This is a genomic window from Arthrobacter sp. PAMC25284 (assembly GCF_019443425.1).
GTDB classification, from domain to species: domain Bacteria; phylum Actinomycetota; class Actinomycetes; order Actinomycetales; family Micrococcaceae; genus Arthrobacter; species Arthrobacter oryzae_A.
On the sequence record NZ_CP080382.1, the window covers coordinates 44,518 to 65,510 of the forward strand.

The 20,993-nt window shown below is 59.4% G+C and carries 14 protein-coding genes and 3 pseudogenes; 10 read left to right on the forward strand and 7 right to left on the reverse strand.

The features are described 5' to 3' along the window. Nucleotides 1–506: 506 nt before the first annotated feature. From KY499_RS00220 to KY499_RS00245, 5 genes are all read left to right on the forward strand, one after another. Nucleotides 507–1,478, forward strand: coding sequence for a hypothetical protein (locus tag KY499_RS00220; RefSeq protein ID WP_219885994.1), 972 nt, complete (start codon nucleotides 507–509; stop codon nucleotides 1,476–1,478). Between the two features lie 40 nt (nucleotides 1,479–1,518). Beyond that, nucleotides 1,519–4,605 (forward strand): glycosyltransferase family 2 protein, encoded by a 3,087-nt coding sequence (locus KY499_RS00225; RefSeq protein ID WP_219885995.1) that lies wholly within the window; start codon nucleotides 1,519–1,521, stop codon nucleotides 4,603–4,605. 104 nt (nucleotides 4,606–4,709) lie between these two features. After that, complete coding sequence (locus KY499_RS00230) at nucleotides 4,710–5,423, forward strand: hypothetical protein (RefSeq protein ID WP_219885996.1); 714 nt, start codon at nucleotides 4,710–4,712, stop codon at nucleotides 5,421–5,423. Nucleotides 5,424–5,549: 126 nt separating this feature from the next. After that, nucleotides 5,550–7,727: a glycosyltransferase gene (locus KY499_RS17945; RefSeq protein WP_258190869.1), complete on the forward strand. Its 2,178-nt coding sequence runs from the start codon at nucleotides 5,550–5,552 to the stop codon at nucleotides 7,725–7,727. 635 nt (nucleotides 7,728–8,362) lie between these two features. Next, on the forward strand, nucleotides 8,363–8,611 hold the full coding sequence (locus tag KY499_RS00245; protein ID WP_219885999.1) for a transposase family protein: 249 nt from the start codon (nucleotides 8,363–8,365) through the stop codon (nucleotides 8,609–8,611). 255 nt (nucleotides 8,612–8,866) lie between these two features. Here the strand turns inward: KY499_RS00245 and KY499_RS00250 are convergent, their stop codons facing one another. Beyond that, complete coding sequence (locus KY499_RS00250) at nucleotides 8,867–10,144, reverse strand: ISL3 family transposase (protein WP_219886000.1); 1,278 nt, start codon at nucleotides 10,142–10,144, stop codon at nucleotides 8,867–8,869. A gap of 164 nt (nucleotides 10,145–10,308) precedes the next feature. Here KY499_RS00250 and istA (KY499_RS00255) point away from each other — a divergent pair, with 164 nt between their 5' ends. Both istA (KY499_RS00255) and istB read left to right on the forward strand, forming a co-directional pair. Beyond that, on the forward strand, nucleotides 10,309–11,775 hold the full coding sequence (gene istA, locus KY499_RS00255; RefSeq protein ID WP_219885470.1) for an IS21 family transposase: 1,467 nt from the start codon (nucleotides 10,309–10,311) through the stop codon (nucleotides 11,773–11,775). Beyond that, nucleotides 11,772–12,503, forward strand: a complete 732-nt coding sequence (istB, locus tag KY499_RS00260) for an IS21-like element helper ATPase IstB (RefSeq protein ID WP_219885469.1) — start codon at nucleotides 11,772–11,774, stop codon at nucleotides 12,501–12,503. Before istA (KY499_RS00255) ends, istB begins: the two co-directional genes overlap by 4 nt. 93 nt (nucleotides 12,504–12,596) lie before the next feature. On the opposite strand, the gene KY499_RS00265 is transcribed toward istB, so the two are convergent. Then, nucleotides 12,597–13,082: a transposase gene (locus KY499_RS00265; protein WP_375141104.1), complete on the reverse strand. Its 486-nt coding sequence runs from the start codon at nucleotides 13,080–13,082 to the stop codon at nucleotides 12,597–12,599. A gap of 14 nt (nucleotides 13,083–13,096) precedes the next feature. After that, on the reverse strand, nucleotides 13,097–13,507 hold the full coding sequence (locus KY499_RS00270; protein WP_308813063.1) for an ATP-binding protein: 411 nt from the start codon (nucleotides 13,505–13,507) through the stop codon (nucleotides 13,097–13,099). Nucleotides 13,508–13,648: 141 nt separating this feature from the next. On the opposite strand from KY499_RS00270, the pseudogene KY499_RS17950 reads away from it, so the two are divergent. Next, nucleotides 13,649–13,927 (forward strand): annotated as a pseudogene (locus tag KY499_RS17950) (IS21 family transposase); the annotation flags it as partial. Here the strand turns inward: KY499_RS17950 and istA (KY499_RS00275) are convergent. Continuing rightward, nucleotides 13,927–14,982 (reverse strand): annotated as a pseudogene (istA, locus tag KY499_RS00275) (IS21 family transposase); the annotation flags it as partial. The pseudogenes KY499_RS17950 and istA (KY499_RS00275) overlap by 1 nt on opposite strands. Nucleotides 14,983–15,158: 176 nt before the next feature. Between istA (KY499_RS00275) and KY499_RS00280 the strand changes: the two are divergent. Further along, nucleotides 15,159–16,436, forward strand: coding sequence for an ISL3 family transposase (locus KY499_RS00280; RefSeq protein WP_219886000.1), 1,278 nt, complete (start codon nucleotides 15,159–15,161; stop codon nucleotides 16,434–16,436). 149 nt (nucleotides 16,437–16,585) lie between these two features. Here the strand turns inward: KY499_RS00280 and KY499_RS00285 are convergent, their stop codons facing one another. Further along, nucleotides 16,586–17,863 (reverse strand): IS1634 family transposase, encoded by a 1,278-nt coding sequence (locus tag KY499_RS00285; RefSeq protein ID WP_219886001.1) that lies wholly within the window; start codon nucleotides 17,861–17,863, stop codon nucleotides 16,586–16,588. Between the two features lie 64 nt (nucleotides 17,864–17,927). Here KY499_RS00285 and KY499_RS17955 point away from each other — a divergent pair. Further along, nucleotides 17,928–18,217: pseudogene (locus KY499_RS17955) on the forward strand (IS21 family transposase); the annotation flags it as partial. A gap of 86 nt (nucleotides 18,218–18,303) precedes the next feature. Here the strand turns inward: KY499_RS17955 and KY499_RS00290 are convergent. Together KY499_RS00290 and KY499_RS00295 are read right to left on the reverse strand one after the other, a co-directional pair. After that, entirely contained in the window at nucleotides 18,304–19,083 is a 780-nt protein-coding gene (locus KY499_RS00290) for a hypothetical protein (RefSeq protein WP_219886002.1), read from the reverse strand. Nucleotides 19,084–19,404: 321 nt separating this feature from the next. Continuing rightward, nucleotides 19,405–20,988: a heparinase II/III family protein gene (locus KY499_RS00295; RefSeq protein ID WP_219886003.1), complete on the reverse strand. Its 1,584-nt coding sequence runs from the start codon at nucleotides 20,986–20,988 to the stop codon at nucleotides 19,405–19,407. Nucleotides 20,989–20,993 lie beyond the last annotated feature (5 nt).

Genomic DNA, 20,993 nt, shown 5'->3' on the forward strand with positions numbered 1-20,993 from the left:
TTTCTGGAATAGTTGGCTGACGCTCATAGTGTGGCGGATGCGGCGCCGGCAGATCTCCGGACCTGCGTCACATACAAAAGGGTAGGTCGAGAGACAAATTAGCACGGCCGGCCCAGGCTGAAGCGTGATTCGGCCGCAGGATTAGCGTAGTTTTGACCCCTGTCATCAGCTATCCGGACCAGTCCGGGGGTTTATCGATGATCATTGCTGGCGCCGAGACCAGTCTTGCCCGCAGACGTGGGGTAGCGGAGACACCTGGAGATTTGCCTACTCCTGATCTTCGCGCGCGTGACCCAGATTCTCTAGGTTTGCGCGAGATCGCCACAGGTGACGCCCCGCGGGACCCCGTGGGCGCAATTCCGAGCCTCGGGACCTCCGGCTTTGGTAGCATGGCCTGTGGTTCCCTCGCCCCATGGCAGCTCACGCTTGTGGTTCCCTAGCTCCTTACGGCTCCTCACGCCTCTGGTTCCCTAGCCGCTTATGGCTCCTCACGAGATCGCAGGTCTATGAAGTTCAAGATTGTCAATTACCAGGCCCACCGGATCAGCGGTTGGGTGTACGAGCCTGGCGCCGATCAGGGAACGACAGTACTGGACCTCATGGTCAACGGTGAAGTAGTCTCCACCCTCACCTGCAATATCTTCCGCGACGAACTTTCTGCTGAGGACTTCAGTACCCGAAATGTGGGTTTCCTGGGTACCCTGCCTCCGCAGTTCTGGAACGGTGAACAGCACGACGTCGCTCTCGTGCACCGCGGGACGGGCAATGTCCTTACGCAGAAGGGGATCAGTACATCTGATTCCCGGATCGCCGGCGCGGAGGACCTCAGTGCCGACTTCATGGTCACCCCACGGGGCCAGGTGGCCGGATGGGCCAGCGTCGAAAATCTTCCAGCGTACGCCCGAGTGACAGTTGACGGCACGGTCGTTGACCTAGCGAGAACTGACCGACGCGTCCTTCCATGGAAGCGCGACACGTTGAAATTCGACGCCCCTTTCGGCTATATGCATGGCGCCCAGATTCCTCCAGAATTCTTCGATGGACAGGTACACCGGATTCAGGTTTTCGCCGGTAGTGAGCCGCACGCGCCGGTGGCGGTGTTGGACCAGATGCTGGAGCTTGCTGCAGAGCACCGCGATGCCGCAGCTCGCGAAGCGCAACAGCTCCAGCATGAGGCACCGGATACTTCATCCCCGTGGCTGAAGCCTGCCCGGGTGCATCCCGACATACACGTTGCTCACATAGCACTGACGGAGTCCTATGCCTCGGTCACGCTAACGGGGGAGACTGGGCATCGGCGACTGGTCCTGCGGCTAGGCGAGGCTGCGGTGATCCTGACAGCACTGGCTGGGCCTCCCGAAAGGGGCCCCGGCGGCCGGGGGGGGCCAGCGGTATTCCGGTGCGATCCCACTCGAGGGCAGGTTTACGGACTCCATCCAACTGTTCACCCCGGGGGCAGAAGTTGGCAGTACCTATGAACTCCGCCTCGGAGATACCACCGGACGCAGGCCGGCTGGCATGCCAGAAACAATCGTTCAGGACACTGAAGGAGAGTTCCTGCTCTCCGAGGTTGTCCTTGACGGGGGAGTTTTCACCGGGTGGGCTTTTCACACGGCGGGACTCGACTTCCCCGTGGAACTGGTCCTACGTGAGATTACCGAGACCGGAGAGACGGAGGTCCACCGGACGGCCGCAACCCTGAAGAACAGACACTCGAAACTGCACCATGGAATTTCACGGTCGGGCTACGCTCTCGCTTTGCCTTCCTCAGTCTTACTGCGGCGCAGCGCTCATCTGCAGCTGCTCGCCGTACACGGGCGAGGGGAAAGGCTGCTCTGGGAGGACACATCTTTCTTTGCCACCAACCAGTTCCTGCTGGCGCAGGCCCTCCAGGCTTCCTCGTCATCCCATGCCCTTCAGCTTGTGGGAAATGCCCGCCGAGCCGGACGCAAGCACTTCGTCGAGTCATTCCTAGGAACCTATAAGCACTCCCGGGCCCAGATTAGCCTGGAGGGGTTGGAAGGTGCCATCGCTCCTCAGAGTCAGGGCACCGGCGCGACGCTCGAGCCAGCTCTCGGCGCAATCTGGTACTGGGTTCAGGAGCTGCGCGTAAATCCAGGTCGACTCCAGTGGTTCACTGTGAACGCGATCCGCAACCGCAACGGTGGCGCTCGGGACGTGCTGGCCTATGCCGCGTCCAAGGGGCGCTATGACTTTGCCCAGCTCCATGGGATTCTCGAGTCCTACCGGACAGAGCTCTTTCGTGAATCCGCCACCGAGATGCTGGGAGATAGGCCCTGGACGTCCGGTTTGCTCGCTATGGCCCGGTTTCTCTTTGCCGCACCCCGGGACGAGACTGACCACCTTGATGCGCTGACTCTGTATTCGATGCTCGAGGCAGGGCGGGGGCTGCAGGAGATCACCGGTGCCGATCGTGCCTTCTATGGAGATCTCCTTCGGTGGCGCGGAGAGTTCGCGGAATCTGCCCGGGTGCTCACCACGGAAGACCCTGAAGCCGATCATGACTTCTCGCAGAACTTGCTGGCCCTCAACGCGCTCAACCCCCACGTGGCAGGCATTCCCGAGTACTCGCGTGCCTGGTTGGCAGGTTTCAACGAGATGCTCGAGGGAGATGGCATCGCTCCAATCTCGATGCAGCACGACGAGATCGGTTTCTACAACGTCACTACGGACCTTCCCCCAGCTGCTGAGGATCCGGGAGCTCCGCTGGTAACGGTCATTATGCCAATTTACGAACCCAGCGCCGCTACTAATATTGCAGTGGATTCCTTATTACGGCAGACCTGGCGCAAGCTTGAGATCATCATTATCGACGATTGTTCACCCGAACGGGATGCGGATGGTCAACCTACGCCATACAGGCGACAGCTTCAGGACCTTGCAGCACGGGATCCTCGCATCCGCCTGGTGCTCAACGCGGTAAACCGCGGCTCCTACTCCGTGCGTAATGATGCTCTCGACCTCGCCACAGGTGACCTAATCACCGTGGCGGATAAGGATGATTGGCACCACCCTCAGCAGATCGAGCTTCAGGTTCGCGATTTCGTGGCCAGTCCTGAACTTGTTGCGAATATGACCAACTGGGTCCGCGTGGACGAGCAACTTATTCTCATGCTGCGGTCCGCCACGGGTCGGGTTGTCTACCCTTCAATGGCCTCGTTGATGTTCCGACGTGATCCGGTGCTGGAGGACCTCGGATACTGGGACACGATCCGTAAGTCCGGAGACTCAGAGTTCAAGAGCCGCATCGAGAACTACTACGGCATCACGGTGGAGCCGGTTACCACGGCACCCCTTGCTTTCGCCCTTATGGACGGTGCAAACCTCACCCGCGATGACATGGGGGTGGGGTATCTTGCCCCAGAACGCCGAGCTTACCTTCGTGGCTACAAGAGTTGGCATCGCGAGATCCGTGAATCCGGGGAATCGCCCTACATGCCCAAAATCTTGGCAGAGCGGCGCTTCGTGGCCCCGGATGCATACCTTCCGGGAACCCGGTCGGTCGGGCCCACGCAGTATGATGTCATTTTCGCGTCTGAGTTCGGTTTTCTGGCCGGCAACTCCACGTCACTCTTCAATGAAATCTCCGTCTGTTTGAACGCTGGACTCCGGGTGGGTGTGATCCCGTTCCAGAATGGCTTGATCCCCTCGGCTTCCAAGCGTCAGTTCAGCCGCAAAATAGATGACTTGGTGCTGACTGGCAAGGTGGACCGCCTGTCGTTGGACACCGTAGCTGAGACCGACCTGCTTATTGTGCGGTGGCCCACTGCGCTGCAGGTCGTACCGGACGCACCAGCCGCGGTGAAGCCCAAAAAGGTCGTCATCGTTTCCAACCATCCGCCGTTCGAACCGAGCGGCGAGAGGCGCAGCTACGACATCGGCGTTGTCACCCGAAATGTCGAGGGCCTCTTTGGCGTCCGCCCACTTTGGGCCCCCCAGAGCGAACAGATCGGGGCAATGATCGCGCCGCTCATGCCCGCGTCAGACCTCACGAGCTTCTCTTGGAAGGGCATCATCGAGCTGAAAGAGGATGCGACGAAGAATAGGTACAGAGGCGGTGTGCCGACCATCGGACGTCATGCCCGTGATGACGCCGCAAAGTGGCCATCGGATCGAAAAGTCTTCACCCAGGTATACCCGGCCGATGGCTCCGCGAACGTTTGCATCCTTGGTGGTACCAAGGTGCCCGTGCAGAAGGGCTTCCTCTCAAGGAAGCCGCTCTCTTGGGAGATCTACGCCTTCAACGAGATAAGCGTGGAAGAGTACCTGTCGGAGAAAATCGACTTCTTCGTTTACTACCACAGCGACGGCTGGCTCGAAGCCTTCGGCATGGCTATTCTCGAAGCCATGAGCTACGGGGTGGTGTGTGTGTTGCCCCGGCACTTTGAACCAGTGTTCAGAGATGCGGCTGTTTATGCGCAGCCGGATCAGGTGCAAGCGGTCATCCGTCAGCTTTGGGACTCCCAGAATTATGCGCTGCAGCAGCAGCGCGCAGTCCGATTCATCCAGCAGGAATGCACTCCGGCGGCGTATCTGAAACGCCTCGCCGGACTCGGCGTAGAGGTAGAGCAGAGTGAAGGCTAAGAAAACATCAATCAAGCATCTGGACAGCGTTCCTCGCCACGTGTGGCAAGGGCCGGCTGACCTCGACCTCCGGGAGCGGGGTCTCTATACCGAGCACGCCGAAGGTGAGCAGTTTGATTTCATTTTCGATCCCAAGCCGCAGACGGGACGTCTGGTTATCTTTTTCTCCGGAGACGCACGACGGAGCACGTTCGAGCCGCCAGTATTTCAGCGCTGGAGTTGGGGCCTCTAAGTTTCCGGCCAGCTGCCTGTACTTTTCAGATCCTGCGCTCTACCACAACAGCAATCTTGGACTCGCCTGGTATGCAGGCAACCGCCAGGGTGACTACCTTGCGCATATTGCCCAGATAGTGGCCTCAGTAGCGACCGCTATTGGCGCCGACCAGGATCAAGTCTTCTCCTATGGGTCCAGTGGAGGAGGATTCGCAGCGCTCCGCTTCGCGCGCTACTACCAGGGGCTCCAGGTGATCGCGATCAACCCGCAGACGGACTTGTGGAAATATCCCGTCAAATGGACCAACCGCATGTCGAAGGTTTGCTACAACGCAGACGATCTTGGGGGAGTCCCGCACGATCAGGCGTATAAGTTCACGGCTCTTGATCCTGACGTGATGGCGGGAGCGCGCAGTATCTTCCTAGCGCAGAATGTTCAGGACACGGACCATTACGAGAACCATTTCACGCCCTTTAGAAAGTACGTAGAGTCCTCCGACCACTCAGAGAAGCTCATAGTCCGCGAGTTTTCCGATGAGTCCGGCCACGCCGGTGCGGAAAACGCAGAAGTGTTCTCCGAACTGCAACAGCACATAGTTCGATAATTCTTAAGCACTTTTGACGGATTCGAGTCGGTAGGCTCGGCGACACCCAACAATTCGTTTCGATGTAATGAGTCTGGCCCTTCCAGCTGGATGCCTGACATGCCGGAGCGATGACTAAGGAGCGAGATGGCGGAGAACTTTCCTTTACCTGGGTTTGAGGCTAGCTGGGGGTGGGTCAACCTCTGGCGCCTCGGCAACCCATCATCTGCACAAGTGGAGTTGACGGATGATGGCTTCATAAAGATCAATAAATTCGACTCTCACACAGTCCATTTGATTCTTAACGGCGAAGCAGGCGACTTAAAGTCACTTAAACCCGAGTCTGGTGTAAAACTACCCGCCGAGCTTGGGTCGGGAATGACTTTCGGTCTATTTGGCGAAGTGAGTGGCAGCGTCCATGCCCAACTTGTCATACATGAGTTTTCGCGGGAAGGTGAGCGACTTTCCAGGGAAGTTGTGGACAACGAATTCAAGTCCATCTTCTTTACGGACCCACAGGCTAATGCACTGCTCTTGACGGTTCGACTATCGGGGCTTGGGAGTCTCACGATCAAACACCTCCAAGCGACACTCCATGAGGCGGTTAGGGGAGCGCCCCCGGGAATATATCCCCTAGGCAGGGCAGAAGCGTCCAATTCCGGTTTGGCTGATGTTGGTACATCAGATATCGGTTCCGTCATGACTATCCGTAGGGCTCTCAAAGATGGGGTGCCATTGCGATCGATTTTGACCGCACAAGAGTCTCTACCGCTGGCGATCGGACTTGCTTCTAACAACTACCTGCTGGAAGCGAAGGAAATTGTCTGCGATTTCGAGCTGTACCCGCAACTACCCCTTGCAGCTCTCCATAAAATGCTCGCACACGCGCGAGACACTGGATATCTCGTGCACGCTCTGGCGTGCGCAGAGGAGATGGAGCGCAGAGGTACCAGGCTTCCTGACCGCCGCGGAGCGGCAGAAATTGCTCAAGAATCAAACTTTCTCAAGGACCCCTGGCGAATGATGCCAGAAGTTGCCATGGCAGATGGTCTTGATCCGGAAGGGCCGATACTACACCTAGTTGGAAAATGTTTCCCGAAAAAACAAAATGGCTATACAATTAGGACCAAAAATACTACGGAGGCGCAGTTCGAGGCCGGTCTGCACCCTATTATAGCCGTTCAATCTGGCGGAATAAGTAACCTCACGGACGAGCAGCAGCTCATGGCGAGTAATTCGCCGGTAAACATGATATCGCTTGGTAGCAGGACTCGATCAGACCTGCCAATACATGACTGGATTAAAGAAAATGTAAGCACGTTGTATGAATTGGTCAGGGAGTTGCGCCCGCGAGTAATTCATGCTCACTCCAATTTTGTGAATGTTGTTCTCGCGACTCATGTCGGTGAGGCGCTGTCCGTGCCTGTCGTGTACGAAGTTAGAGGAATTTGGGAAGAATCGTGGCTCGCCCGAACGGTGCAGACTGAACATTGGCTTGCGACTGCAAATGGGATCACGATGTTTGGGTCGCCGGAGTATTTCGAATGGACGCAGAAGGCTGAGCGTGCAGCAAGGGAGCGTGTGTCGCACGTAATAACTCTATCGAAGACACTGAAGGAATTCATTGTGGGAGATGAATTTTCAGGAATCGAATCCAAAGACGTAACGGTTATCCCCAATGCAGCGGTGCCCCGTCAGTCCCCTGGCGAGTTAGTTTCACAACAGGTTCGAGGAGGTCTTGATATTGGGAGAGAAGTACTCGTCTTCGGATATATTTCTACCCTTGCAGCCCACGAAGACGTTGAAACGCTTATAGGTGCTTATGAAATCTTTGCCAAACGCGGGACGGCCATTGAACATCGTCTCTTGATTGTCGGGGCGGGTCCCAAGCTCAACGCGCTTAAACAGCTCGTGCGTGAACGCCAGCTCGACGGAGTCCTTTTTACCGGACGTGTAGATCACGAGGACGTGGAAGGCTATTACGCGGCTATCGATGTCTTTGTCACACCTCGTTCGATGTCCCGAGTGACTCAGCTGGTGACACCACTGAAGCCATTTGAGGCGATGGCGAGTGGCTGTATCAACGTATTTGCTGACATTCCTGCGCTGCGTGAAGTGGGTGATTATTGTATAGATAGCGCTAAGTACTTTCCCCCCGGTGACAGTCAAGCCCTGGCAGGCATCTTTGAATATCTCGCCTCGAAGCCTGAAATGTTTACGGCCGAACAGAGAAACATGCGAATTGGGAGCAGTAGTATCCCTACGTGGCAAAACAACGCGCAGATATATAGAGAAGTCTACGAGAATATTGGTTGGATAGGATAGTAGGCTAGCTAGCCTTTTCGGTTACCCTGGCACGACTTCAGAGCTGCGTAGCTGGAGATTTGGCGGCTCCCGGGTATCGAGGGGGAAGTTAGCGATTGTGCATCTGTTCCCGGATAGAGGTCGAGGTCTTCCGGTGATGGAAGCTGCTATATTGTCGATCCGAAGACCATGTGTTTTAAGGGCCCTTCGTCTCTAAGCGTGGTTAGGTCCAGCTGAGTTGAGGGGTCGGGGTGTTGTCGGCGTGGCGGCAGGAGAGAGGCGTCAGGGTCTCTTTGAATTGGTAGCGACTAAACAACCATTTCCCAAAGAAACCCTGACGTGTCTTACTCTACTTCTTGCTCCGGCGGGAGGTGGTGCGATCGCGCGGATGCCGGCTCTCCGTGGTTCATGGTGAAACGGGTTCCGTGTCTTGAAAGCTGAAGGGCTCGTAGCCCTGCTGTGATGGATGTTCTCTACGCATTCATCAACCGTCAGGAGCTACGAGCCTTGATCGAGCCTACTGCCCAGCGTCCGGACGCTGCTACCGCCATTTTCAACCTGCCCGACTACCGCGTCACAGACGCCAGGTCCTCGCCTTCGGGCAGCGCCGAATCAGTGTCGAAGCCACCGCCGAGGCCGGCTGCCCGTCCTGCGGCGTGATCAGCACCCGCGTTCATTCCCGCCGGTCTCAACGGCTGCGCGACATCCCCGTCGCCGGCCCAGTCGAAGTGATCTGGATCAAGCGGAGATTCTTCTGCGATGAGTACCTGTGCCCGCGCTGGACATTCACCGAGGAGACCGCCCAGGTCCCGCGCCGGGCACGGTCCACCCGCCGGCTCCGTGACGCCCTCGTAGCCGCCGTCATCGGATCCGGAAGAGCAGCCGCGGAGACAGCCTCCTCCTGACTTGGCTCATTTGTGTGTGATCGACTATCTGTAGGCCGTTTCAGCCAGGAATTTGAGCCAAGTTGGTGGCTCGTTTCAGGCCAAAAGAGCGGTAAGAATCAGGCCAGTTTTTCCCGAAATCATGGTTTCGGGGGCTTGCCTGGATAGAGATCACCGGGTGGCCGGCGCCCTTCCCAGAGTGTCAGGGACATGGGGCCCGCCACCCCCAGATAGGTTCCTTACGGGCTCTTCCACTTTTGACGTGGTGGCAGGTGTTCAGCATGCCTGTTGGGCTGCCGTGTACAACAATAACCGGAGCCGGTAATGCTCATGATTCCGGTATCCGCGGGCGGCCCGTTTGAGGTTCTTGGCGCTGAGGTTCGCCGCCTCGCTGCGTGCATTTGTGACCCTGGTCCGGCAGAACGTGAGCAGCTCCTTGCGCCACATCTTCAGGGTCGTGAATAGTGATTTGGCCTCCCGCATTCTGGTCGCTTTGACGGCGTGTTCGAGTTCGGCCCAGGCGCGGTGGAAGCCGTCGATGTGATCGGTCTTCAGTAGTTGGCGGACGTGTTCCTTGATGCCCCAGATGACGCCGAGCTCAACGTCGGAGGCGATGATTTCCTGCATTCTTCCGCGCTGGGCGGAAGACATGTTCTCCTGGTTGCAGGTCAGCAGTTTCCGGTATTTCCAGGCCGGATCCGTGGCCCGGCCCCGCCGGCCGTGGAGGTCATGCGCGCGGCGCCGGCGGACCTCGGTGACCATTTGGTTCGCCCGCGCCACCACGTGCCAGTGGTCCACGGTGATGGCCGCCTTGGGCAGAACCTTGCGGACGGCCCGGCGAAACTCGGTGGACATGTCCATCGCCACCAATTCGACCCTGTTGCGCCACCAGCGCGGCCGGGCTCCGATCCAGTCCCGCACCGCCTGGCCGCGGCGGCCGTCCACGATGTCCAGGATCGCCCCGGTGTCCAGGTCCGTGAACACGATCGACCAGGGCTCCACCCGGGTGACTTTGCCGGCTTCGTTTTTCAGGTACCGGACCCGACGGAAGCGATGCTCGTCAACGCCCAGCCGGCGGACCAGTCTTCGGTCCACGCCGCCGTCCACCACGGCCGTGTCCTCCATGACACGCATGACCGTCGTCCACGACACACCCGAGGCGCCGGCCACCCGGGACACGGCCCGAAGCTCCGCGGACAGGGCAGCGACCATGCCGGCCACCAGCCTGCTGGTCAGCCTCGAACGCAGCGGAATCTCATCGGTGGTCTGCACGAAGGACCGGCGCGGACACTGCGGTTCCAGACACGCCAGCCGTCGCTTCCGGACCCTGACCTCCACCGGCGACCCGCCACACGGGACGTCCCGGACCCGGTGGACCGGGCGGGCCTGGATCCGGGAGGACATCACGCCGCAGTCAGGGCAGGCTCCTTCCCGCTCGATCGGCTCGACCAGCACAGTGCGGGTGTCGCCGGTACGCTCTGCGGAGAGCACAACATGGCCCTCCAAATTGAACAGAATCGACGCGGCATCGCGCGTCTGCGTAATCTGTAACAAGGCTCGTAGTCCTCAGCAATAGATGTCTCGACAACACCTATGCTCGCAGGGCTACGAGCCCCTTCATTTGAAGGACGCCACGCTAAAAGTTGATGAGCCTCCTTACGGCGCTGCCATTGCGAAGCGTATGCGCCGGAAGGGCTGGAAAGCAGATGACGGTACCCATGTCCGTACAAGAAAATATCAGAAGGCTGGACTCCCAGGGAGTCCCGGGCCGGGAGATCGCGCGCAGGCTCGGCGTTAGCCGGTCCTCGGTGACCAAATACGCCGATCAGGAGAACTACTCCCCTGAACCGCCGGTGCCGCTGGCCCGGCACGGGGCTTCGGTGCTCACCGGGTTCGAGCACATTATCGAAGCGTGGCTCACCGAGGACCAGCGCCGGAACCGCAAGCAACGGCATACGGCCAAACGCGTCTTTGACCGGCTCGTGGATGAGCATGGTTTCACCGGCACGTATTCCCCGGTGCAGCGGTCCGTGAAGAAATGGACGGCCCGCAACAGGATCGCTGGTGAAGGTTTCACCGAGTTGGTGTGGCCGGCCGGGACCGCGCAGGTCGACTTCGGGCAGGCCGAGGCGATCATCGCCGGGATCCGGCAGGTCCTTCACATCCTGGTGGTGACCTTCCCGTTCTCGAACATGCGCTTCGTCCAGGCATACCGCGGCGAAACCGCCGAATGCGTCTGCCACGGACTGCGGAAGGTGTTCGAGCACATCGGGGCCGCACCGAGGCACCTGGTCTTTGATAACGCCACCGGCATCGGGCGCCGGGTGGGCACCAGGGTCGTGGAGACGAAACTGTTCGGGGCGTTCAAGCTTCACTACCGCTCCGAATCCCGCTACTGCAACCCGTACTCCGGGCATGAAAAAGGGAACGTGGAAAACGCGGTCGGGTTCCTGCGCCGTAACCTCATGGTTCCCGAACCCGTGGCCTCCAGCCTGCAGGCCTTGAACGAGGTGCTCATGGCCCGGTGCGACGCGTTGGCCACCACCACGCATTACCGCAAGGGCCTGCCCCTGGGCGAGCTGTTCACCCACGACGTTGCCTCATCCCTGGCGTTGCCCGGGGTCGGGTTCGACCCGGTGCGCTACGAATCGCGCAAGGCCGACAAGACCGGGAACCTGCTCATTGACGGGAACACCTACGCCGCCGGGTCCTCCTTCCATGGGCGGATGCTCACCGTGGGACTCCGCCACGACGTGGTTCAAATCCTCGATGAGCACTCCGAACCGATCCGGTCCTTTGACCGGGTGTTCGGCCGGCAGGCGACAACGATCTTCGACCCCGCCTCCCTGGTCCCGCTGCTGGTGACCAAGCCCGGCGCCTGGAGCCATTCCCCGTTACGGGCCCTGGTCACCGACCCGGTCCGCGACTGGATCGATGCCGCGGCACCCACGGACCGTCGCCGCCTGCTCAACGCGGTGGATGCCGCGACCGGGTCCGCCGGCTTCGACGCCGCGATGGCCGCCGCCGACACGCTGATCCGGCGCGGGGACCAACCGGACATGGCAGCCCTGGGAATGCTCGCCCGCCGGTTAGCCCACGGCACCGAACCGGCCGCCGCCAACGTGGACTTAAGCGTCTATGACACCTTCACCACCCTGAACACGAACACCGGAGAAGTCGCATGAACCCGATCACCGTCCAAGACATCCTCGAAGCGGGCAAACATGCCTCACTGACCGGCAGCGTGTTGACCGAATGGGCCGAGAAAGGCACCCCGAAACAACGCGAATACCTCCACGGGGTCCTGCTGGCCGAACACGAATCCCGGCAGGAATCACGCCGCCAACGATTGCTGAAATCCGCGAGGCTCCCTGCCCTGAAAACACTCACGGGATTCGACTACACCAGTGTCAGGTTCCCCGAGGACTACGGCCGCGAACCCCTCGAATCCCTGGAGTTCATCAACCGGGCCCAGGACCTGGTCCTCTACGGGGATGTCGGCACCGGCAAAACCCACATGGCCACCGCCCTGGTCGCAGCCGCCTGCCGACAAGGCATCCCGGCCAGGTTCTTCACCACCTCAGCCCTGGTCATGATGCTGCGCCGCGCCAAGGACGAGGACCGGCTGGACAAGGAGCTCGCCTCCCTGGCCAAAAACCAGCTCCTGGCCATCGATGAACTGGGCTACCTCCCGATCGATACCGAAGGGGCCAGGCTCCTGTTCCAAGTCATCGCGGACGGCTACGAGAAACGCAGCCTCATCATCACCACCAACCTCGAGTTCTCCCGCTGGGGAACGGTGTTCGGGGACGACAACATGGCCGCGGCCGTCATCGACCGGCTGGTGCACCACGGACGGCTCCTGCAGTTCCGTGGTGAGTCCTACCGGGTCAAAAATGCCCTGATGAAATAACCAAAACGCTGAAATGGCCTGGAAACGTGCCGAGGTGGCCTGATTCTTAGCGCTGAAATGGCCTACTTAAAGTTGACGAAACACATCATTTGCTTAGTGCGTGAAGTTCGGGCTTTGGATGGCGTCGAGGATGGCTTGCTGGTCGGCGGCGATGTCGGGCGCGAATGTCTGGGTGGTGCCGTTGATGGCGATGGTTGCCGAGCGCAGCGGCCGGAGTTGCTTGACCACGTTCGCGATGGCGAGCCCTGTTCTGTTCTGGACGGTTCGGGAGAGGGCAAGCGCGGTGAATACGATCGTCAGGTGCGCCTCGATCGCGTCCCGGGTGCGGTGGAACATGGGCCTGGCACGCAGGTCCGTCTTGCTCATTCGGAAGGACTGCTCGACGTGCCACAGTTCGTGGTAGGAGCCAATGACTTCTGACGAGGCCATGACGGCCGCGGGGATGTTCGTCACGTAGCCTGTCAATGGCCAATTGTTTGTGCCCACGGGCGGCCAGCAAAAATGCCCGCTGGTGGCCATGAAAACTGCCCACTCATGGCCACCAGATCTGCCCACCGGGTGTTCGGCGGCGTTGGCCATGTTGGGGTGCGGGTTTAGTTCATTGGGGTGACTCCTTTTCCGGCCAGGGCCTGGCTGAGGCGGATCGATTCTCCTGAGGTTTGGCAGACGTGCGCGTGGTGCAGCAGCCGGTCGACGGTGGCGGTGGCGAGGGTTTTGGGCATGAGCTCGTCAAAACCGGCCGGATGTAGGTTCGAGGAGACCGCGATGGAGCGCTTCTCGTAGGCGGCGTCGACGAGGCGGTAGAGCCCCTCGGCCGCGTCGGTGCCCACCGGCAACAGGCCTATGTCATCGACCACCACCAAATCTGCCCGCAGGATCCGGGCGACAACTTTGGTAACGCTGTCATCGGAGCGGTGGGCGCGCATGAGAGCGCCGAGGTCCTCGAGCCGGAACCACGCGACCCGCAGGCCGGCCTCGACGGCCTGTTGAATACTGGCTTCCAAGGGAGCCACCTGCCGTGCGCTTCAGAGCCAGCTGCCCAGATCGCGGATCGTATCGTTCAGCGCCACGATTGGCGTGGTTGAGAGCCACCTGAAAAGCTCCTCCCACCATGTGATGGCCACGTGGTGGGAGGAGTACCGGTAATGGTACGGAAGATCAAGGCGAAACTTGTCTTGCAGTTACGAAATCAGGGTTTGTCAGGCAGGTCGATCGCCTCGGCTCAGGGCATCGCGCGCAATAGCATTCAGGCGGTGCTCGATGCAGCGGACCGGCTCGGCGTCGTCTGGGATGACGTCGCGGAGCTGTCGGAAGCCGAGGTGTATGCGGCCGTGTTCCCTGGCCGCGGCGTTTATGAGAGCGTCTTCGTGCAGCCGGACTGGCCCCGGGTTCACACTGAGTTGGCCCGGGTCGGGGTGACGTTGATGACCTGCTCGTCGGGCCCGGCGCCGTGGGCGCGGACGAACACCCGGGAGCCGAGCAGATACGCCGGAACGGAGTATTGGCCGTTTTCGAAGGTGACCATTGGTGTGTTCTCCGGGACGGTGCGGGAGAGCCCGAACGCGACGGTGTGCGCGGCGTCCGGGATCCGGTGCAACCGCGGCGCCTCCTCGGTGAGCATCGCGGCGGGTTTGCGCCGGGTAGCCCGGTGTTCACGATGGTTGACCTCGTCCATGAACGACTGGCACGCCTGTTCGAGCTCGGCGAACGAAGCGTACTCGGCACGCAGGTTGGTGTCCTTGGGCACGATGTCTGCCTTGGCGAGCTTCACCGAGGACTCCACGCCGCCCTTGGACGCAGGATCCGCCGGCTGGCAGGTCAGCACCGTCACCCCGTAATGGCGGGCGAAGTCGACCGTCTGCTGGTTACGGACCGGGACCCCGGCAACGTGGGACACCGTCACGGTCTTCTCGTTATCCGTCAGAACGTAGGTCGGGGCGCCGCCCAGGACCCGCAAGCTGCGGTCAAGAGCTGCGAACACACTCGGCGCCGTCCGGTCCCGCAGCGCGATCACGATCCTGAAGCGGGACCAGGCCAGCCAGGCCACGAACAAAACGGTCTTCTTCCCCTCGATCACGGGGCCGTCGCCGAAATCGTACTGAAGCCACATGCCCGGTTCCGTGATCCACGGCCGGTGCACCCGGACGTGGCCGAGCCGCCAGGCGGCGCGGACCTGGGCGACGGCCCGGCGGGTTGAGCGCTCCGAGCCCTCGTAGCCGAGGGCCAGGAGTTTCTGGTGGGCTTTGTCGGCGCGGATCTTGCCCTTGGAGGCCTCGATCCATTCCTCGATCTTGGGCAGGAACGCATCGGTGACCCGGCCCCGGTAGACCGGTTCGGCGATCGGCTGGCCCGCGTCCCTGGCAGCGACGTGCCTGGCGACCGTGTGGTGCGAGCAGCCGGTGAGTTCCGCGGCGGCGCGCAACGATCCGGTCAGATCATACGCAGCAAGTATTTCCATGATTTCTCCGTCAAACTTCATTAGGGCCTCTTCCCGGGCGACTTTGGTGCGACTAGACACCGTCATCAAACCCCGGGGAGAGGCTCCCGCCGCTTAAGGGCTCATCAACTTTTAGCGTGGCGTCCTTCAAATGAAGGGGCTCGTAGCCCTGCGAGCATAGGTGTTGTCGAGACATCTATTGCTGAGGACTACGAGCCTTGTTACAGATTACGCAGACGCGCGATGCCGCGTCGATTCTGTTCAATTTGGAGGGCCATGTTGTGCTCTCCGCAGAGCGTACCGGCGACACCCGCACTGTGCTGGTCGAGCCGATCGAGCGGGAAGGAGCCTGCCCTGACTGCGGCGTGATGTCCTCCCGGATCCAGGCCCGCCCGGTCCACCGGGTCCGGGACGTCCCGTGTGGCGGGTCGCCGGTGGAGGTCAGGGTCCGGAAGCGACGGCTGGCGTGTCTGGAACCGCAGTGTCCGCGCCGGTCCTTCGTGCAGACCACCGATGAGATTCCGCTGCGTTCGAGGCTGACCAGCAGGCTGGTGGCCGGCATGGTCGCTGCCCTGTCCGCGGAGCTTCGGGCCGTGTCCCGGGTGGCCGGCGCCTCGGGTGTGTCGTGGACGACGGTCATGCGTGTCATGGAGGACACGGCCGTGGTGGACGGCGGCGTGGACCGAAGACTGGTCCGCCGGCTGGGCGTTGACGAGCATCGCTTCCGTCGGGTCCGGTACCTGAAAAACGAAGCCGGCAAAGTCACCCGGGTGGAGCCCTGGTCGATCGTGTTCACGGACCTGGACACCGGGGCGATCCTGGACATCGTGGACGGCCGCCGCGGCCAGGCGGTGCGGGACTGGATCGGAGCCCGGCCGCGCTGGTGGCGCAACAGGGTCGAATTGGTGGCGATGGACATGTCCACCGAGTTTCGCCGGGCCGTCCGCAAGGTTCTGCCCAAGGCGGCCATCACCGTGGACCACTGGCACGTGGTGGCGCGGGCGAACCAAATGGTCACCGAGGTCCGCCGGCGCCGCGCGCATGACCTCCACGGCCGGCGGGGCCGGGCCACGGATCCGGCCTGGAAATACCGGAAACTGCTGACCTGCAACCAGGAGAACATGTCTTCCGCCCAGCGCGGAAGAATGCAGGAAATCATCGCCTCCGACGTTGAGCTCGGCGTCATCTGGGGCATCAAGGAACACGTCCGCCAACTACTGAAGACCGATCACATCGACGGCTTCCACCGCGCCTGGGCCGAACTCGAACACGCCGTCAAAGCGACCAGAATGCGGGAGGCCAAATCACTATTCACGACCCTGAAGATGTGGCGCAAGGAGCTGCTCACGTTCTGCCGGACCAGGGTCACAAATGCACGCAGCGAGGCGGCGAACCTCAGCGCCAAGAACCTCAAACGGGCCGCCCGCGGATACCGGAATCATGAGCATTACCGGCTCCGGTTATTGTTGTACACGGCAGCCCAACAGGCATGCTGAACACCTGCCACCACGTCAAAAGTGGAAGAGCCCGCTTAAGCGGCAGGGTTCAGTAAGGAAGTGGGCAGATCTCATGGCCACCGACGGGCAGTTTTCATGGCCGTCAGTGGGCAGTTCCGTGGCCGCCTATGGGCAGTTTTTCATGGCCGCTAACAGTAGCCCTTGAGGCCGGCCAGTTGCCGGGCACGTGTCAGTGATGCCTCGTCCAGGCTCCGCGCCCCGCCGCTGGTCTTGACGAATCGCGGGGTCCGGGCCGCTTTCTGGCCGTCAATGACTTCACGGGCTCGGCTCTCCTGAAGCGCGAGGGTGGCGGTATCACGGGCGGCTCTTTTGCGGGAGTAGGCCCACACGGCCCGCCACGAGCCGGGGTGCGTTCCGGGGTCCCAGACGGGTTCGGCGCGGAGGTCGGGATTGTTCTCGTTCCTGTGGCCAGTTCTGGGGGTGAGGGTGTCGATCAGCTGCCCGTCGGTAAACGCGTCGCCGTGCCAGCGGAAGTGCGAGGCCAGATCGGCCGGGGCCTTGGTCATCCGGGAACCGACGATGAACCGCAGGTCCGCCTCATCCAGCTCACGCAGGTTCGAAGACGAGAGCATGCCGGCGTCCGCGACGACAACCATGTCGGCCAGGTTGTGGCGGGCCTGGAACTGCTTGATGATCGGGACGATGGTCGCGGTCTCGGCCTTGTTGCCTTCGAAGCAGCCGATCTCCAGCGGGAACCCGCCACGGTCCACGAGCAGGCCAACCACGATTTGCGGGTCGACGCGACGCTCCTTGGAGTACCCGACCTTTCGCAGTTCATCTTCCTTTTCGGCCTCGAAGTACAGCGTGGTGACGTCGTAGAGCACCAGGGAAACATCCCCGCTGGTGCTGGCGTGCTGGAAGCACCAGGTCGCGATCAGGTCGCGGTACTTACCCGCCCCGGCCCGGCCAAGGGTGCGTTTCATCGTTGCGTAACTGGCCGGGGCCCGGCCCAGGTCCCGCAGGACCCTGCCGGTATCAAGCAACGATGTCGGTTCCACGACCCGGGCGATCACTAAGTCGCGGAACACCTCATCACCGAGACCGTCGAAGCCCAATGCCGTAAACACCCCGGCCAACGCACCGAACAGGATCCGCGAGTCGGTGCCGACCACGCGACCCGGACCGTCACGGCCAGCAGGCACCGCCGTGCCGGCCGCGGCGAACAAGCCCGACCCTACCGGGGTGACCAGCGCCTTCACCGGCGGTGCCGGAACGACACCAAGATCGAAAACACCCTGGGCCGGGTCCTCCAGCAGCTCACTGGCGCGCTGGAGCAGCACGCCGAGCTCGGCTTCCGAATGCGCCGATCCGATGTGCTCCACGATCCGCTGACGGCCCCGCACGTACTCGGCGATCTGCACCGCCGTCGCTCCCGAGGCCGTCAGCACCCGCCTGATGAACACCACACGGCGACCCTAGGCCAAATCCTTAGTGCGTGAAAAGACACAAATCAGAACACATCACCGCAGGTCACAGCCGCAGCCCATCCCCAAGTCACGCCCCGTGAGCCAAGTCAGGTTAAGAGATACAAGCCTTCAAACCCGCCATCAATGCCATGCTGACGGGAGACCTCAGCGCCAAGGAAGCAGCACCATACCGCCCGCAGGGAATTGGCCCGGCTGATCGAGGAGCACGGAGGGGAGGATCCGTCGTATTCCAAGGTGCGTGACTACGTGCGGTTCCGCCGGGCGCAGATCGATGTGAAAGTCGGCCGCCGGGTTGAGGTTTTTGTGCCACAGGGACACGAGCCAGGCGCTGAACTCCCGAACCCACATTCCCCGAATGGCCCTCGACCTGTGCTAAAACCCCCACGATACTCGACATTGTATAATACAACAGAGATTGGTCAACTTAGTATTGAGTTGAGTGTGGAAAACAAGAATCCCGGAAAATACCTGCCTACCTCTGAATGGAGTTCATATTCCTGAACATCCAAAACATGATCTGCGCCCATTTCTTTAAGAAGCTCGACAAAAGGCACTACATGACCTTTATAGTGGTGATCTCCTCTGCCTACGTGCAAATAAATCTGTGGTATATAAGTTGCTCTCTCTAGTTCAATAGGTAGCAACGTATTTAGAAATTCCCTATCCACGTCGGACAGTCCTCCAGAGATGTATTCTCCTACATCTCTATGGTTATTGAAAACAAAGTTCCCCAGTCTAGTTTGAGGAGCCGCGGAAATGACATGGCCAAAACTGTATTTTATGCCAAAATATAGTGCTGCAAACCCGCCTTTGCTAGATCCCATTGAAATAATATGCTTAGTATCGAATCCGTGTTCTCTACTCAGATCCCTAATAAGCGCGATTACAGATTCTTCCACCGCAAAATCTCTATTTCGCCCTAAGTAGTAACTAGCTGACGGACCATACTCGTCCAAAATAAATAGTCTATTACAAGCTACAGGAGAAAGTGTTCTAACATAATTATAGACTGGTGAATGTCCGATTTTTGGGATGGCAGAAAATACAACTATCAGATATTTGCTTTCAGTTGTTGATTTCTGAAACAAATAGTGAAGCTTGAGTTTAGCTTTATCGTAGCTCCTCTCACCAGGAAACCCGGAACCTTTAACTTCTTCAAACTCGATGCTATCTGTTGTCTCGGAATCAAAATTTGTCATAGCACAACATCGACTACAATAGAACTCGTAATTGGCACTTTTACTTCTTTCACAGATTCTTTATCTTCACACTCTCGAAGTAACTAATTAGTGTAAGGCTGAATATTCAAACTGCTTTTTTTGCATCTTGAAAATACAAAAGACAATATAATGCTGTCGTATGCATAGATCTATCCAGGTCGGGCAAACAACCCCGCGATCAAGGACAAGCGCACCGCGAGAGGAATTCGTCAATTGTGCCACTTACACAGCGAAAATTGTGCCGCCAGAGGACTAAGTCAGCACTGGCAAAATCACTTAGGTGGCCCCATCGTGTACGAATCAAGTTTTATCGCTGGAAACTGCGGTGGGGACACCGAAATATAGATAACTACGAAGTGTGCCTGGCCCCGGCCACTGAGACACTAGCCTCGTTGTCGTTTCGTATTCGCCGAAGACTCGTGACGTAACAGCAGTATCCGTAACACCGGTCCCTTTCCCTGCGTATAACGCCGAACCTTCGACGGAATCCTCGGGACTTATCGATAAGGAGTACCCCTCCGCGTCCTTGAAGAGCGCTTGGCCAGACGGGGTGTCGAAGTTCGCAACTGAGAAATGTGGTGATAGTAGCCAATTAGTGAGTATCGAACCATGCTGGCTCGCCGACCTGGCTTGGCATTCCACAACCAGCCGGCCTTGAGCAAGCTTCTGAATATTAACAACTCGGCGAAGTTTCCAATGTGGAACAGAACTGCTAGTGGCGATTAACCTGAGAGGTTCTGTCTTGATCTGTAGTGGCACGGGTTCGGAATTTGTCCTGTCCGAACGCTTAGGAGTAGACCCAGCAACTATCAACGTACTGTGTGCATACGAAGACCTTGCGTACAGGCGAACCGGGTCGTTTTCATTGTGGGAGTAGAGACCTGCGTCGTCCAAGAGGACTCGGTTGCCCACGATCCAGTGGATGGATAGGTCGTCATCCTGCCGGTGGTAACGAGAAAACTGACCGGACTTCAAGATTAATTTTCCAAGCTCGTTGGTGCGTGCATCGATGTAGTCGACCATGAGGTAGCCCGACTCTGCGAAGTCGTGGATTCTCATGTGCCCCTCATTTGCTTTTAGGACAAGGTCATCTTCACCATCGGCTGGCAGGTAATCCGGGTTGACTGGAGTTCCCAACCGTGTGTCACCGATTGCGGGGAGTGTTCTATCGGGCAATGAGATAGCACCGAGAAAACGTCGAGAGTTCTCAAAGTACCGCCTAGCGAGGCCGCCCAGCTCGGGGTCGCCAAATGTTTCGTAGACCAAAAGCTGTTCTAGCCGTGACATCATAAATTGATGATAGCCGGGACTGTTTTCTTTGTGGACGCCTTGATTAGTGAAGGCGAAGGTAATCTCGTCTAACAGCCGTAGTCGGGCAACTCTTGCGAGGCGTGAGGAGTGCTTCCAATCCGGGAAAACAAGTGCCGTAAAAAGCAAAATATCTGCCTGGTCAAAACCATGATTAGTGCGGACACTGTAATTTTCGGGCTTCTCAAGCCATAGGCAGTGTTCTTCGATCTGGACTTCGAGTTCGCGCTGAAGGTCGGATTGGTAGCTGTCAAGAGAGCTAGCTACAACATAGAGATCTCGCAACCCACGGAGGCGGAGGGCCGCAGCGTGATCGTGCCAGGTGAGGGGGATGTTCCCCCGGACGTTCGGGGCGTGCCGCGCCCAATTTCTAAGGACTCGAAGCAAGAAAGTTTGCGCTAACCGATGCTGATTCTCATCAGTTGAGGAGTCGAATCCGTTCACGTACCAGCGATTGACCGGAAGCTGCTGGATCTGCCACCACCAATTTCGGTTCTCTGACCCATTCACCCAATCGAATGAGTCGAGTTCGATGCTTTCCGACGGAAAGCTGTTGAAAGAAATTGAGCCATTCATAGCTC

What these genes read in the sequence shown, in the direction of transcription:
- KY499_RS00295 (WP_219886003.1), bottom strand. Translation starts at nt 20,988, where the DNA reads ATGAATGGCTCAATTTCTTTCAACAGCTTTCCGTCGGAAAGCATCGAA.
- istA (WP_219885470.1), top strand. Translation starts at nt 10,309, where the DNA reads ATGTCCGTACAAGAAAATATCAGAAGGCTGGACTCCCAGGGAGTCCCG.
- KY499_RS00225 (WP_219885995.1), top strand. Translation starts at nt 1,519, where the DNA reads ATGCCAGAAACAATCGTTCAGGACACTGAAGGAGAGTTCCTGCTCTCC.
- KY499_RS00220 (WP_219885994.1), top strand. Translation starts at nt 507, where the DNA reads ATGAAGTTCAAGATTGTCAATTACCAGGCCCACCGGATCAGCGGTTGG.
- istB (WP_219885469.1), top strand. Translation starts at nt 11,772, where the DNA reads ATGAACCCGATCACCGTCCAAGACATCCTCGAAGCGGGCAAACATGCC.
- KY499_RS00265 (WP_375141104.1), bottom strand. Translation starts at nt 13,082, where the DNA reads ATGGCCAACGCCGCCGAACACCCGGTGGGCAGATCTGGTGGCCATGAG.
- KY499_RS17945 (WP_258190869.1), top strand. Translation starts at nt 5,550, where the DNA reads ATGGCGGAGAACTTTCCTTTACCTGGGTTTGAGGCTAGCTGGGGGTGG.
- KY499_RS00290 (WP_219886002.1), bottom strand. Translation starts at nt 19,083, where the DNA reads ATGACAAATTTTGATTCCGAGACAACAGATAGCATCGAGTTTGAAGAA.